The 15,211-nt window shown below is 62.3% G+C and carries 12 protein-coding genes; 1 reads left to right on the top strand and 11 read right to left on the bottom strand.

Annotation, left to right across the window (positions count from 1 at the left end):
- Window positions 1-27: 27 nt before the first annotated feature.
- The 4 genes from OQ248_RS06745 to OQ248_RS06760 all read right to left on the bottom strand — a co-directional run bounded on the left by OQ248_RS06745 (window position 28) and on the right by OQ248_RS06760 (window position 6,355).
- On the bottom strand, window positions 28-1,314 hold the full coding sequence (locus tag OQ248_RS06745; RefSeq protein ID WP_265812372.1) for a phospholipase: 1,287 nt from the start codon (window positions 1,312-1,314) through the stop codon (window positions 28-30).
- Window positions 1,315-1,569: 255 nt separating this feature from the next.
- The gene (locus OQ248_RS06750; RefSeq protein ID WP_265812373.1) at window positions 1,570-3,138 is read right to left on the bottom strand and encodes an FGGY-family carbohydrate kinase; all 1,569 of its coding nucleotides are present in this window, start codon (window positions 3,136-3,138) and stop codon (window positions 1,570-1,572) included.
- A 20-nt stretch (window positions 3,139-3,158) separates the two neighbouring features.
- Complete coding sequence (locus tag OQ248_RS06755) at window positions 3,159-4,754, bottom strand: glycerol-3-phosphate dehydrogenase/oxidase (protein ID WP_265812374.1); 1,596 nt, start codon at window positions 4,752-4,754, stop codon at window positions 3,159-3,161.
- 5 nt (window positions 4,755-4,759) lie between these two features.
- The gene (locus OQ248_RS06760) at window positions 4,760-6,355 is read right to left on the bottom strand and encodes an FAD-binding oxidoreductase (RefSeq protein WP_265812375.1); all 1,596 of its coding nucleotides are present in this window, start codon (window positions 6,353-6,355) and stop codon (window positions 4,760-4,762) included.
- 211 nt (window positions 6,356-6,566) lie between these two features.
- Here OQ248_RS06760 and OQ248_RS06765 point away from each other — a divergent pair, with 211 nt between their 5' ends.
- Window positions 6,567-7,595, top strand: coding sequence for an AraC family transcriptional regulator (locus OQ248_RS06765; RefSeq protein ID WP_134825428.1), 1,029 nt, complete (start codon window positions 6,567-6,569; stop codon window positions 7,593-7,595).
- Here OQ248_RS06765 and OQ248_RS06770 read toward each other — a convergent pair.
- From OQ248_RS06770 to OQ248_RS06800, 7 genes are all read right to left on the bottom strand, one after another.
- Window positions 7,592-7,960: a glyoxalase superfamily protein gene (locus tag OQ248_RS06770; RefSeq protein WP_085713218.1), complete on the bottom strand. Its 369-nt coding sequence runs from the start codon at window positions 7,958-7,960 to the stop codon at window positions 7,592-7,594. The two genes, OQ248_RS06765 and OQ248_RS06770, sit on opposite strands and share 4 nt — an antisense overlap.
- A 117-nt stretch (window positions 7,961-8,077) precedes the next feature.
- Window positions 8,078-9,535: a D-aminoacylase gene (locus tag OQ248_RS06775; protein WP_265812376.1), complete on the bottom strand. Its 1,458-nt coding sequence runs from the start codon at window positions 9,533-9,535 to the stop codon at window positions 8,078-8,080.
- 25 nt (window positions 9,536-9,560) lie between these two features.
- Window positions 9,561-10,199 carry a YdcF family protein gene (locus tag OQ248_RS06780; RefSeq protein WP_265812377.1) on the bottom strand — a complete coding sequence of 213 codons (639 nt, stop codon included), beginning with the start codon at window positions 10,197-10,199 and terminating at the stop codon, window positions 9,561-9,563.
- A complete protein-coding gene (locus OQ248_RS06785; RefSeq protein WP_265812378.1) occupies window positions 10,196-10,903 on the bottom strand; it encodes an HAD family phosphatase in 708 nt (235 codons plus the stop codon). Before OQ248_RS06785 ends, OQ248_RS06780 begins: the two co-directional genes overlap by 4 nt.
- Entirely contained in the window at window positions 10,869-12,044 is a 1,176-nt protein-coding gene (locus OQ248_RS06790; RefSeq protein ID WP_265812379.1) for an MFS transporter, read from the bottom strand. The genes OQ248_RS06785 and OQ248_RS06790 overlap by 35 nt, the downstream gene beginning before the upstream one ends.
- 64 nt (window positions 12,045-12,108) lie before the next feature.
- The gene (locus OQ248_RS06795) at window positions 12,109-13,830 is read right to left on the bottom strand and encodes a carbamoyltransferase C-terminal domain-containing protein (RefSeq protein ID WP_265812380.1); all 1,722 of its coding nucleotides are present in this window, start codon (window positions 13,828-13,830) and stop codon (window positions 12,109-12,111) included.
- Window positions 13,831-14,247: 417 nt separating this feature from the next.
- Window positions 14,248-15,141: an NAD-dependent epimerase/dehydratase family protein gene (locus tag OQ248_RS06800; RefSeq protein ID WP_265812381.1), complete on the bottom strand. Its 894-nt coding sequence runs from the start codon at window positions 15,139-15,141 to the stop codon at window positions 14,248-14,250.
- Window positions 15,142-15,211: the final 70 nt, after the last annotated feature.

Genomic DNA, 15,211 nt, shown 5'->3' on the forward strand with positions numbered 1-15,211 from the left:
TCTTATTGTTGTGTGTTGCCGCGATGCTTATGGCGCCAGCCCCGCACGGACATAAATCCGGCTGTGGGCGCCGAAATGGCCGAGCAATTTGAGCAGTTGTTGATTGAGTTCCGGGTGCTCGAAGGTCTCGCGCTGCAACTGATTGCCCGCGCTGAAATCGCTGGTGACCGGCGCCGTTTCCAGCCACTGGCCGATGGCTTCATCGAAGGCGGCAGAGTCGTCGACCGACTCGGCACTCACCACTTCGCGCAAATAGTCCACGGAGTACGGCGGGTAATGCGCGTCCCCGGCGGCATCGGCGTAAGCATCGAGCATCGGATGCGGCTGACCGGCGCGCAGCACGCGACGCAGCCAGGTCGACTGGTATTTCTCGACTTCCATGTGGCGGGTCGCGACCCGTTCGATGGACGCCTGTTTGTCCTCCGCAAAACCGGCCAGCGCCTTGCCTTCCAGCAGCAGAAGGCTCGGCAGTTCGACGCCGGGCAACGGCTTGGCGTGATACGGCTGGGTCAGGTCCTGAACGTGGTGCAGGCCCCAGCCGAGAAAGCGGTAACCCCAGTAGGAATGACCCGTGGCAAACGCCAGTCGCGCCAGCCCCATGTATTGATACGCGCGCCAGTCGGGCCAGCTGCGCTCGAGAAATCCGGCGGCCGCGTACACCACCGGGCTCTCATGGAAGAAGCCCATGTGGAACGGCGCCTGGGAGCTGTACTGGAAGCGCGCATCGCCAAACGGCTGTGGACCGAAGCCGTACAACGCGGCGACTTCACCGGGGTTGTCGCTGAATAGATTGATGTCGTGGCCGTAGTCCGGCTCATCGGCGGCGCTGGCCAGCACGGCGAGGGGCGCGACTTTTTCGTGATCGGCCACGCGAATGAAACGCTGACGGTTCCACGGCGAAAGCGTCTGCTCGACCATGACCTGATCGGCTTGCAGATGCTCGCGCTCGGGCAGGTCCTTGCCCGGCAACGGCTGGATGACCATCGCCAGATGAATCAGCGGATTGATCCGCAGCGCGGTGAGGAAGTCGTGGCGCAGATTTTCGCTCGGCGCGGCGGGCAACTTGAGGTTGTCGGGGCGCGGCGGGTATTGCTTGAAGTGTTCGCGGGCGAAGCGTTCCTGCTCATCGAGTAACGCGACGATGGCCGGGTATTGCTCGGATAGAAACCGCTCCAGCGGTTCGACCTCGACGGGCGACGCATCGCGCAACGCCGGCAGATCCTGCAACGCCAGGTAACTGCCCACCGTATGGTTCGACCAGCCCCACGCCGTCGGGGCCATTGCGCAAAGCAGCAGGAGGGAGATCAGCTTCATTGCTTCTGGTTCTTGTTATGTGTGCAGTGGAGATCGAGCCTAACAATCGACCCCGCCCCTGACACTGTCCGATCTCACCAGAAAAGTTCTCCGATAGCGCCACGTGCATGGCGCAAAAAAGCGCCTCCGTCTCCTGTGGGAGGGGGCTTGGTCCGGGCGGCGTTCCGACGAAAGCGGTGGGTCATTGAAACAATCGGTGACTGATACTCCGCCTTCGCGAGCAAGCCCGCTCCCACAAGGGAATGTGCAGTTTTTCTAGGCCGGATAACCGGTGATCTTGCGGATGCTCTGGTACAACGGCTTGAGCTGCCGGTACATGCGCAGATACACGTCCTTGTACAGGCGCTCATAGACCTTTTGCGCCTCGGGCTGCGGCATGAACACCGCGCCGACCCGGGTCATCGCCGCAATCGCCGTAGGGAAATCAGCATGCAGCCCAAGCCCCACCGCACAGCAGATCGCCGCGCCCAGACCGGACGCTTCATAGACATGCGGACGCTCCGCCGGCAGGCCGAAAATGTTCGCCGTCAGTTGCATCGCTGCATCACTTTGCGAGCCACCGCCGGCCACTCGTAAACGGGTGACGGAGATCTTCGAGCGCTTTTCGATTTTCTCCATGCCCTGACGCAAGGCATACGCCAGGCCTTCGAGGATTGCCCGATAGATATGCGCGCGGGTGTGCACGTCACCGAAGCCGATCATCGCGCCTTTGGCTTCCACACCCGGTTCGCGAATCCCCGGTGACCAGTACGGCTGCAACATCAATCCCATCGAGCCCGGCGGCACCGCCTCGACCAGCGCATCGAACAGTCGCTCGGGCTCGATGCCCTGCTCTTTGGCCTGCTGCATTTCCCGCAGGCCGAACTCGTTCTTGAACCAGCTGACCATCCAGTAGCCGCGGTAAATCATCACCTCGCAGTTGTACTGATCCGGCACTGCCGACGGGTAAGGCGGAATCAACGGGACGATTTCCAGATAGCGCGAACGGGTGCTGGTGATGGTCGCGGTGGTGCCGTAAGACAGGCACACCGTGCCCGAGTCGACGACACCGGAACCGAGCACTTCACAAGCCTTGTCGGCGCCCGCCGCGATCAGCGGAATGCCTTCCGGAATCCCAGTGTGAAGACTCGCTTCGGCGCTGATATGGCCGAGGGTTTCACCGGGCTTGTGCAAGGTCGGCAGTTGCTCGGGACGCACCGCCAGCGCCTGCCATTTCCAGTCACGGGTTGCGGCCCAGCGCAGGCGTTTGAAGTCGAACGGCAGGTAACCGACGCAACAGCCCACCGAGTCGACAAAACGCCCGCAGAGGCGATGCGTTAGGAACCCCGAGAGCAACAGAAACTTGTGGGTCGCCGCCCACACGTCAGGCTGATGGCGGGCGATCCAGTTGGCCTCGGCCTGGGCGCGAAAGTAATCCACTGTGGCCTGCGCGCCAGCCAGTTTGAACAACCAGCCCCACGGCCCCTTGATTCCGCCTTCGACTTCGCTCTGACGCTGATCGAGCCAGAGAATCGCCGGGCGCAGCGGCTTGCCCTGAGCGTCGACGTTGATCACCGTGCCGCGCTGAGAGGTCAGGGAAACGCCGGCGATCTGCGAACGATCGATGCTGGTTTGCGCCCACACCTGCTGGCAGGCCTCGCCCAGTTTCGCCCAGTAATATTCCGGATCCTGTTCGGCCCAGCCCGGTTGCGTCGAGTAATAGGCCTGCAATTCAACCTTGCCCTTGCCGAGCAGATTGCCCTGCAAATCGAAGAGCAGCGCGCGCACGCTCTGGGTGCCATTGTCGATGGCCAGCAGGTAACGCTTGTTCGGGTGGTTGTCCATGGAGCTCTCTTCGAGGGGCATCACTGCGCGATTTCCGGCAGGCCGTGATGGCGTTGCCATAACGCCTGATAGCGTTGCTGTTCCTGTTGCCAGCGTTCGTCGTCCCAGCCCAGTCGTGGCTGGCAGAGTCGGCGGATGGCCGGGAAATATTCCGCGCCGCCATGGGGCAGCAACAGGCCGAGACGGGTACGGCGCAGCAGCAGGTCGTCCAGGTGCAGGACCATTTCCGCCTCGCAGGCGAAGGCCAGTTCGGCCCACAAGGTGTCGGTGGCGCCGACTGTTTCATGGCCCAATTCGGCGAGCAGTTGCGCCAGCCTGGGCAGGTCCCGGCCATGCCGTCCGGCCAGACGTCGCCACTGGCCGGGGCTGAGACCGGGGATCGCCAGTGGCGGCACGGCGGCAAATACCGGCGCGGCATCGTCATCGAAAGAGCGGCCGAGCATGTCGGCGCACGCCTTGAGCACTTCGATGGCTTGCGGGCGGAACGTCGTGAGTTTGCCGCCGGCCAACGTGACGCAACCCGGCTCCTGCCACAGCACATGCTCACGGGTTTCGTTCGACGGTTTGTCTTGATGCTCACCCGCTGCACTGCCCACCACCGGGCGCACGCCGGACCAGGTTGAAAGTACGTCGGCGGCTGTCACTTCAGCACCGGGAAACTGCTGTCGGCAAGCGGCCAGCAGATAGTCGAGTTCCTCTGCGCTGATGCTCGCGCTCTGGTCCAGATTCTCGCGGTGATCGAGGTCGGTGGTGCCGACCACCGTGGCGCCTTCCCACGGGAAAACGAACACCGGCCGCCGATCCTGCTCGTGCATAAACGTAAAGGCCTGCGCCACCGGCAAGCGCCAGCCCGGCAGCAGCAAATGACTGCCACGCAACGGGCGCAGCTGGCGGGGCGCCTCGGGTGGGCGCAAGCGTTCAGCCCAGGCGCCGGTAGCCACCGCCAGCACACCACACCGCAATTGCAGCGATGCGCCGGCCTCGCAGTCCTCGACCTGAACTCCGCACACCCGCCCGTTTTCCCGCAGCAGATGTTCGACACGCATGCCGTTGAGCACCACCGCGCCATCGGCCCGCGCTTCGCTCAACACGCGCATTACCAGCCGCGCGTCATCGGTCAGCGCATCGACAAAACAGGTGCCGCCCAGAAGGTCGTTTTCTTTCACGCCCGGCGCCAGAAATCGCAGTTGCTGCTCGTCATGGAAACGATGATCCCGGCGCCCGGCCAATGCGTCATAGACCGACAACAAACCACCCAGCACCCGAGGCCCGGGGAAGCCGCCGCGATAGTGCGGCATCATGAAACTCATCGGTTCCACCAGCCCCGGCGCTTCGTCGAGCAGACGCTGGCGTTCGCGCACCGAATCCCGGGTCAGCCGCCACTGGCCCTTGGCGATATAGCGCAAACCGCCATGGACCATTTTCGAAGATCGACTGGACGTGCCCCAGGCGAAATCACGTTGCTCCAGTAGCAGGCAACGCCAGCCACGGCGCGCGGCCTCACGCAGGATGCCGGCGCCACTGATACCGCCGCCGATCACGATCAAATCCCAGTTCTCAGCCGCCAGTGTCGGCAGGACTTGCTGGCGCCAATCGGCGTTCCAGTCCGCGCTCATGGCGGTCACTCCTGCAACAGCGTGCCGGGGTTCAGGCGCCCGGCCGGGTCGAAGTGCCGGCTCAGCGCCTGCAAGGTGTCCATCGCCAGCGCGCCCTTTTCGCGCCGCAGGTATGGCGCGTGATCCTTGCCCACGCCGTGCTGATGGCTGATGGTGCCGTGGTTGTCGACGATGGTCTGGCTGGCCGCGTGCTTGAGTGATTTCCAGCGGGCCAGCGTCGCGGGATAGTCCGCCGCCGGGCGAAACACGTAAGTGGTGTAGATGCTCGAACCTTCGCCGTAGACGTGGGACAGATGCGTGAACACATGCACCCGTTCGCCCTCGGCCGCCAAGGCATCCCGCAGGCTGTTTTCGATCCGGTTGAGCAGATTGTCGACGTTGCTCCAGTCGGTGGCGGTTTCCAGGGTGTCGACCACGTAACCGGCGTTCCACAGGTTCTCCCGCAGATACGGAAAACGAAAGCGATTCTGCGCCCACTTCTTGCCCAGCAGCGTGCCGGTGAACACACCGCCGAACGCCTTCAGGTGCTGGCGGGCCTGACTCAGGGACAACGCATTCTGCTTGCGATTGCCGGTCACGCCGAAGGTCAGCAGGCACTTGCCTTGCCCGGCGCCGCGCAGGTTCAGGTACTTCTCCAGCCAGGCAATTTGTTGCGGATGGCCGGCCAGTGCCAATTGGGTTTCAGTCTCCACTGCGTTGGACAGGCGCAGCATCGACAGAGGCACCCGCGCCTGGGCCAGTTGCCGAATGGCTTGCAGCGCCTTGCTCCAGCTGGGCAGAAACACGCCGTAGAAACGCTCATCGACCGGCAGCGCGCAGACCCTCACCTTGACCTCGGAAATGATCCCGAAACGCCCCTCGCAACCCAGCACCACTTCGCGCAGATCCGGGCCGGCCGCCGAGGCCGGGAAGGTCGGGATCTGCAGCGGCCCGGAAAAGGTTTCCAGCGTTCCGCCGGCGAACAGTTGCTCGATCCGCCCATAGCGCAACGACTGCTGACCACTGGAACGACTGGCCACCCACCCGCCCAGCGTCGACAGCTCCCACGACTGCGGGAAGTGCCCCAGCGTGTAGCCACGGGCGCGCAATTGACTCTCTACCTGCGGACCACTGGCGCCGGGGCCGAAAGTCGCCAGCAGGCTTTGTTCGTCGAGATCGAGCAGGCGGCTCATCCGCGCCAGCGACACCGTCACTACAGGCCGCGCGGAGTCCGGCGGATTGATGTGCCCGGCCACCGATGTGCCGCCGCCGTAGGGAATCAGGCACAGGTCCTGCGCCTGGGCGAGCGCCAGCAACTGGCGGATGTGTTCGGCGGTTTCCGGGAACGCCACGGCGTCGGGATAGTTGCCCAGCGCGCCTTCACGCAACGCCAGCCAGTCCGGCAGGCTCTGGCCCCGGGCATGCAGCAGACGGTCATGGGCATCGATGCTGTACAAGGCGTGTTCCGCCAGCCGCGAGACCGGCACCCGGGCCAACGCCGCTTCAAGCGTCGCGTCGGGCAGCGCGCGTCCCTCCCCCAGTCGCTCATGGAGAAAACTTGCGCCCTGGGCCGGCAGTTCGACCACCGTGGTTGCATCTCCCCAGCCGTTCCAGCGTCGCATGCGTGTGTCCTTCTGTGCAGTCTGATCAGTGAGATTTCAGGCCCTCATACTAGTCAGCCGGCCGAAAGTGTCACGGTCGCATCCGGCCAGTTCGAGTAGCCAATTGAGTCAAACGTCGCGCAAGCGTCAGCCATTTACTTTAGTCGTGGATTCAAATTACCTTTCAGGGCGCTCATCCGCCCGTGGCGGCCTCGATCAAGGGAATTCGGTCATGCAATCGCTCGGCTTCACCTCTGTTCCGCCCCTGCTCAAATACCTGCGTCATGCCGAACATCTGGGTCTGGCCATCGAGCCTGCGTTGGCGGCGGCCGGGTTGCAGGCGCAGCAGTTGAGCGACAACAGCCTGCGCCTGCCGGGTGAAACCCATGAACGGTTGCTCGACTACTTTTGCGAACACTCGGGCGATCCGTTGTTTGGCCTCAACGCGGCGAATTTCGTGCTGCCCAATTCCTGGAGCGTGCTGGGTTACATCACCATGAATTGCGCGACACTGGGCGACGCCATGAGCCGCATCATGCCGTTCGAGAAACTGGTGGGCGACATGGGCGTCAGCCGCGCCGAGGTGCAGGACAGCCACGTGCACCTGATCTGGAGCTGCCGCTTCGAACGCCCGCGGATCCGCCGGCATCTGGTGGAAAACGTGCTCGGCTCCTGGCTGCAATACGCACGCTGGATCGCCGACACCCAGTTGTCGCCGGCCGCTGTGTGGCTGGAGCACTCACGCCCGGCGGACACGACGCTGGAGCAGTACGAACAGTTTTTCGAATGCCCGGTGCTGTTCGATCAGCCGTATTCAGCGTTGATCGTGCCGTTGCCGTATTTGCAGTTGCCGTTGCGCCAGGCCGATGCGCATTTGCTGCGCACCCTGGAAGAACACGCGCAGAGCCTGATGGCGACGCTGGAGGATGCGTCGCTGGAGCAGCGGGTCAAAAGCATCCTGCGCCAGTTGCTCAAGGAAGGTCTGCCGCGCAAGGAACAGGTGGCCGAACATCTCGCCGTGTCCGTGCGCACGCTGCAACGCCAGTTGCATCAGGCCGGCACGTCGTATCAGCAGATCCTCGATGACTTGCGCCAGGAGCTGGCCGAGCATTACCTGCTCAACAGCACCTTGCCGATTCAGGACATCGCGCAGTATCTGGGCTTCACCGAACCGCGCTCGTTTCACCGCACCTTCAAGAGCCGGCGCGGGATGCCGCCCGGCGAGTTTCGGCAGACTCACCGGGTATCGAACGACAGTTAGAGGCTGATCGCGTTGGTGAACACCAGGCGATTGCCGAACGGGTCGGCGATGGTCATGTCCTGGCTGCCCCACGGCATGGCCTGAATGCCCGGGTGCGAGAACTTGTAGTTCTTGGCGACCAACTGCTGCTGAAACGCTTCCAGCTCATCGGTCTCGATCCGCAGGGCCGAACCCGGTGTTGCATCACCATGATGCTCGGAAAGATGCAGCACACATTCGCCCCGGGAGACTTGCAGATACAACGGAAAACCGGGTTCGAAACGATGCTGCCAATCGATCTTGAAACCGAGGAAGTCGACATAGAACTCCAAGGCCTTGGCTTCATCGAAAATCCGCAGGATCGGGGTGGTTTTGCCGAAGCTCATGGGGTGCTCCCTGACTGATTGGCCCCGCAGTGTAGCCGGGGTAGATGTCAGCAATTCGGCTTGGTGACGGCTTTCTTTAATCGCAATGTGCCATCACTGTGACGTAATCCGCGAAACTCAGTGAAAGTTGTCACGCAGATCACCTTCACGCGCAAGAAACCGCCCTGCCCTTTGCCCGTTGGCCTGCCCCTCGCGATAACTCAGCACGCCGTTGATCCACACGCCATCAATGCCTTGCGCGGCACGTTGCGGGTCGCTGAAGTCCGCCACGTCATGCACGGTTGCCGGGTCGAACAACACCAGATCCGCCCAGTGTCCTTCGCGAATTTCGCCCCTATCCTTCAAACCGAAGCGTGCCGCCGACAGACCGGTCATCTTGTGTACGGCGGTGTGCAGCGGAAACAGGCCGACGTCGCGACTGAAATGGCCGAGCACCCGTGGGAAAGCGCCCCACAGGCGCGGATGGGGGAACGGGTCTTCCGGCAGGCCGTCGGAGCCGACCATCGTCAGCGGATGGGCGAGGATGCGGCGCACGTCCTTCTCGTCCATGCCGTAATACACCGCGCCCGCCGGTTGCAGGCGTCTGGCGGCATCGAGCAGTGGCATCGTCCATTCGGCCGCGATGGCGGTCAGGTCTCGACCGCTGACTTCCGGGTGCGGCGTCGACCAGGTGATGGTGATGCGGTGAGCGTCGGTGACCTGCTTCAGATCCAGCGTCGAAGAACTCGCCGCGTAGGGGTAGCAATCACAGCCGACCGGGTGGGTTTTTGCCGCCTCTTCCAGCGACGCGAGCAACTGCGGGCTGCGCCCCCAGTTGCCCACGCCGGCACACTTGAGGTGGGAAACGATCACCGGCGAACGGGCGTGGCGGCCGATGCGAAAGGCTTCGTCCATGGCCTCCAGCACCGGTTCGAACTCACTGCGCAGATGGGTGGTGTACACGGCGCCGAACGCGCTCAACTCTTCCGTCAGTTGCATGACTTCATCGGTGGACGCCGAGAACGCGCTCGCATACGCCAGACCTGTGGATAAACCAAGGGCGCCCGCTTCCAGGCTTTCACGCAACTGCTCGCGCATCGCGGCGATTTCAGCGTCGGTCGCCGTGCGAAACAGATCATCGAGGTGATTGCTGCGCAGCGCCGTATGCCCGACCAGTGCCGCGACGTTCAGCGTGGTGTTGGCCGCTTCGACCGCCGCACGGTAGTCGCTGAAACGCGGATAGACGAAGGCGGCGGCCGTGCCGAGCAGGTTCATCGGATCCGGTGGATCGCCCTTGAGACTGACCGGTGCGGCGCTGATGCCGCAGTTGCCGACGATCACCGTGGTCACGCCCTGGCTGAGCTTGGGCAGCATCTGCGGCTGGCGGATCACCACGGTGTCATCGTGGGTGTGCACGTCGATGAAGCCCGGCGCCAGCACGCGGCCGCCGGCGTCGATCTCTTTGGTGGCGCGGGCATCGCCCAGATCGCCGATGCGCGCGATGCGGCCATCGAGGATTGCCACGTCAGCGGCGTAACCGGGAGTGTTGCTGCCGTCGATGACCAGGGCGTTGCGAATCAGTGTGTCGTACAGCATGTCAGTCTCCGGCGGCAGCGCGGCGTCAGTGTCTGCCTTTGATCAAATGGTGATCGAATCCCTGTTCGATCAGGCAGCGCCAGGCTACCTCGACGTCCTCGGGAATCACCTGCTCGGCCTGAAAGCCCAGCGAAGGGTAAACCATGATCCGGTGGATATCCCCGACCATTTCGTCGATCAGCCCCAGGACCCCGATCAGGTTGCTGACCTCACCCGGAAAACCGAACGACGGCGCATCCACCCAGGCCTCAAGCCCTGGCCATTGAACGGGCAAGGTCAGCGCCACACGCCGGATCGAATTCGGCTTGGTCAGGAAGGTCGCCCGGCGTACGTCCGGGAACAACTCCCTGGCAAACGCGATGTTCTCGGCGAAGTTGGTGGCACGGGATTCGAGGGTGAATTGATCCGGCGAAACACCTTGAATCATGGCCCGTTGCGCAAAAATATCGGCTTCGGTGCGTTCCCACAAATGCTTCGTCCAGTTGCCGGTGTTGCCGGTGAACAACAGATGCGGGGCGACGCCTTTTTTCAACAACTGACAGGCGTAATCGCAGACCCGCAGGTCGTAGGAGCCGCACACCACGATCAGCTCACACTCACTGTGCTGGCGCCCTGCTCTGAGGAAATTCCACAGGACGGTCGCGTGTCGCAAGGTCGGTGTCATGAGCGTGCGAACCTCTGGGCAACCTGCCCGCTGATAAACAATCCACCGTCAGCATAGAGGTGCGCATCCACCCCGCCCTGCGAGATCGGGAGCGCCGTGAAATCTGCGTACGTCCGCAGTGCCCCGTGAGCGCTCAGCGTCGGATCGTCGCCGATGCCGATGCATAGCGCGCCGCTGCTGACCGCCGACTGCACACCGCTGACGGAGTCTTCGAAGACCAGGCATTCATCGCTCTGACGCTCCAGTCGCGCGGCGGCCAGGCGATAGGGATCGGGTGCCGGTTTGCCACTGCGCACATCGTCGCGGCAGATGATGCAGTCGAAAAGCGACGTCAGGTCGTGTTGCTGCAGGACGTGGTCGACGCGCGCTCGCCAGCTGCTGGTCACCAGCGCCAGCGGCGCCCGCCCACTCAATTGGTCGATGAACGCAGCGACGCCCGGCACCAGCGCGCAGATCGAAACCTCTTCGATGGCATCGACTTCTTGCTTGATGGTCACGCGCTGCTGCTCGTCAAACTGACCAAACAGGGCCTGCAGGGTGTAACCGCCCGGGCGGCCGTGAATGTGATCGTCGATGAAGGCTTGATCGACCGTCACACCGTACTTGCGCGCCACCGTGGTCCAGGCCAGTTCGATGACCTGGCGTGACTGGATCAGCACGCCATCCATATCAAAGCAGACGGCTGTAAACGTTCGTTGTGTCATCGGTTGCACTTCGCATTTTCTGGTGAGCAATGAATGCCAGCACGGTCCCCATCAGGGCAAACAGCGCCATGACATACCAGGACCATTGTGGCTGCGTCTCGTACAGATACCCGGCAAAGGGTGTGGCCAAACCCATGGGCAAGGCAACTGCCAGCGAATAATAGACACCCTGGGTAAACACCTGGATATCCGCCGGGGCATGGTCGCGAATGCAGCGCATGATCGCCGAGTGGTACGCCGCGAAACTCAAGGCGTGCAGGCATTGCCCCAACAGGATCACCGGCACCGCATCGCTGTCGGAAAACAGCGCCCAGCGCGCCGCCGCGCAGACACTGGAAAACATCACGATGGACAACGGCGAACAGAACGACAGGACTTTGTTGGAGAACGCGAAATAAGTGATTTCCGCGATCACCGCCACTGACCAGAACACCCCGATGGCGGTTGAAGAATAGCCCTTCACGCCCCAGCCGATCGACGCCGTGGAAAAGTACAGCGTGTGACTCAGTTGAATGAAACTGGCGGCGGCAATCGCAATCAGCAGGCCTTTCTGGGCAAACAGCGCCTTCCAGTCGGGGCGTTTCGTCACACGCTCGGGTGGTTGCAGATGCGCCAGCGTGACCTGACGCTTCAGCCACAGGCACGCCAGCGCGGTGAGCAACATGCACGCGGCAATCACCACCGGCACCCACGACTGGCTGTACTGCGCAAACAACAGTCCGCCGAGGGTCGATGTCAGGATAAAGGCCGAAGAGCCCACCGCGCGGACCCAGCCATAGTTCTGCAGGGCTTGCTTGTCACGCTTGAGCAGATAGGACTCGGACAGCGGCAACACCACCATCCACAGCCCGCCGAACAGAATGCTCAGGCACACGAATCCCCACAGGTGCACCGGCATGAAATAGAACAGCAACGTACACAACGCTGCCGAGAAACCGAGAAACGCCGCGAGCCGAAGCTGGTCCACGCGCCAGTCGGCCACGTAGGTGATCAACACTCCGGTCACCACCTGGGGCCAATAGACCGCCGCGATCAGCAAGCCAATCTGGCTGGCGCTGAAACCCAGCGAATTCAGCCAGGTCGGCCAGAACGGATAGATGATCCCTTCTGCCGCAAAGAACCCGAAAAAGATCAGATACATGAATCAACCATACGCTCGATACTCCTGAGCAGGGCTCCAGCGGAGCCCTGTAACCATCCTTGCGTTATTCGAAGCGTTGCTGGGTGAAGCTGTTTTTGCCTTTGCGCCAGACAATCAGCGATTCACTCATCACCACCAGATCGACCATCCCTTCTTTCAACGCATCCAGCGCATCCTGAGGCGAACACACGATCGGCTCTTCATGGCGGTTGAACGAGGTGTTGATCAACGCCGCCTGACCGGTGCGCTCATGCCAGGCATTCAACAGACGATGCATGAACGCATCGCGCTCCGGGCGAATGATCTGCGGCCGCGCCGTGCCATCGATGTGCACCACCGCCGGACTGGCTTCGCTGAACTGCGGATGACAATCGTAGGTCATGGTCATGGTGTCTGCCGCGACTTGATCCTCATCCCAGCCGACGTAGCAGGCCGCTGCCTGTTCAATGGCGGTGACCGGGCCGAACGGCATGAACTCGGTGCGGTGCATGCGTTTGTTCAGCCAGTCGTTCACTTCGCCATCCTGCGCGTGATAGACGATGCTGCGGTTGCACAGCGAGCGCGGGCCGAACTCCATCTTGCCCTTGAACATGCCCAGCACCTGGTTTTCCATCAGTGCGTCGGTCAGCACGTCGATGATGTTCGACGGGGTGTGATAACCGAGTTCAGGGTAGTCGCGATGGATCAGGTTGATGTTCTGCGAAACGCTGCGCGAATCAGGGCCGAGGGTCATTACCGGGTTCTTGAAGCGGGTGCCGTTCTCCAGGTACGCCGCCCCGACGGCCGCGGCCAGTGCCAGCCCGCCATCGCCCATGCACGGCAGCACATAGACGTTTTTCACGCCGGGAATCTCGCGCAGGCGCTGGTTGAGTTTGACGTTGCCAAACACACCGCCGGCCAGGCACAGGTTGGTGCTGCCGCGTTGCGCCAGGTGATGTTTGACGACTGCCACCAGCAAGTCTTCGGAGTGGCGCTGCACGGCGGCGGCGATGTCCTCGGGGGTTTCCCGGGAGAACAGGGTTTCCAGTGATTCGCTGTAGTTGTTGTAGGACGGCACGAACAGGTCACCGCAACTCGCCTTGATGCGCCCGTCTTCGAAACGGATCATCTGCTGCATCACCCCCAGCAACTTCTGCGGATCACCGAACGCGGCCAGGCCCGTGACCTTGCCTTCATGCCGGTTGGGTTTGTAGCCCAGCAAGTGGGTGATCCGGCCGTAGAAGTAACCCAGGCTGTCGATGCTGGTTTCGCGTTGCAACACCGTGGTTTCGGTCGGGCTGTACCAGGTGACGGTCAGCGACTGGAAGTCGCCACGCCCGTCACAGGTCAGGGTCAAGGCCTCATCGAACGGCGAGCAGACATAGGCACCGAGCCCGTGGCACTCGTGGTGATCGATGTAGTACGCCTTGCCGAGCAAGCCATTGGCAGCGATGTACTGGTCGAATTCGGCGCGCTTCTCTTTGTCGTTGCGGACTTCATCGGTGACACGCTGGCGGAACTGCGCCAGGCCCTCGGGGTTGTTGCGGACCTCGTCGACGATCCGGTCGAAATACAGCTCCAGGTGTTTATCGGCGTTGAAACCGGCATTCCATCCGTAAGCCACGTAGTCGACATCTTCCAGCGACACGCCGGCCTGGCTCAACACAAACTCGATGGATTTGGCGGGCCAGATCTTGTGGTCCTTGATGCGGGTGAAACGCTCTTCGCTGACCGCCGAGAGAATCTGACCATCGCGTACCAGGCAAGCGCCCGACAAATCGTTATTGGTAATGCCCAAAATGACCATAACTACTCCTTGTTCTTGCCAATTTCGCGGATGAGTTTGCCCGTGACCGAAGAGCGCAATGCTTCGGCCAGGGCGCTTGGCGCCGTATCATGAACCGTGAGGAGGCGAAATCGTCTGGTTCGCCCGGGATATGCCTTTACGTGCAGGCAGCAGAGGTGCGTATTGCCATCGCAAATTCCTTTTTGCAGAAAAATTCCACGGGCGTTACCCACCGACCTGGCCTCATGGCCAGACAACCAGTGGGTGCCCGCTATCCTACAAACCGGCCAGTTGCGTTGGCCATGTCTGTGCGGGGATCAGACTAGTAGGAAATGTCTGAACGTTTCGATGAGCCTCGACACCCTGTCCTTCTTTTCCGGGGCACAAAAAAACCTGTGGGAGCCGGTTGGCTCCCACAGGTTCAAGTGTGGTGTGGGCTCACACCATTTCGTTGCGAATCCACTCGACCACTGACGTGCGCTTCGGCGCCCAGCCCAGCAATTCGCGGGCGTGTTTGCCGCGTACCCGGCTGTTGGAGCCGAGGCCGTAGTTGGCCATTTCGTAGCCCCATTCGGCTTCGGCGTCTTTCAGCGGCCAGTCTTGTGGCTCGCCCAGATTCAGGGCCACGGCCATGGCGGTGGTCATGTCGATGAACGACGCTTCACCGCTTTCGACGAAGTAGAACGTGCCCGGGACGTTTTTGGTCAGGGCCAGCAGGTACAGCGCCACCACGTCTTCGATGTGCACATTGGACCAGATATTCTGCCCGGTGCCGACGTGACGCACTACGCCACTTTTGCGTGCCTGTTTCAGCAGGCGCGGCAGTTGCACGCTGTCGCGATTGACGCCCAGGCTGTGGCCGTAGATGAGGGTGTTGCAGATGACGGCCGAGTTCACGCCGTCCTTCGCTGCCGCGAGGATCAGGTTGTCGATGGCGACACGTGCAGCCTTGTCGACGGTCGGCTCCGGCAGGTTGTCTTCGAAGTAGATGACGTCGCTGGATTTGCCGCCCGAGGCATCACCGACGATGCTCGAACCGCTGGTGTGCAGGAACACTTTGTTCGAGCCGCGCAGGGCATCGAGCAAGGCTTCGACCGCGCCGCGATGGTCGCTGCTGGCGGCGTTGATCACGGCGTCGGCGGCGCGGGCCTGTTCGGTCAGCAGTGCCTTGTCGTCAAGGGTGCCGATCACCGGGGTGATGCCCAGTGCTTTCAGCTCATTGGCCTGTTCGGCGCTGCGCACCAGACCGGTAACCGTGTGGCCGGCCTGGATCAGACCGGTGGCGATGGAGCCGCCGATAAAACCGGCAGCGCCGGTGACGAATACGTTCATGGAGAAACTCCCTGCGTGAATAAGTGATGCAACGAGTATCGACCGGCGAGCCCGGTGGAAAAACCCGCCC

The organism is Pseudomonas sp. COW5 (genome assembly GCF_026240005.1).
GTDB lineage: Bacteria > Pseudomonadota > Gammaproteobacteria > Pseudomonadales > Pseudomonadaceae > Aquipseudomonas > Aquipseudomonas kribbensis.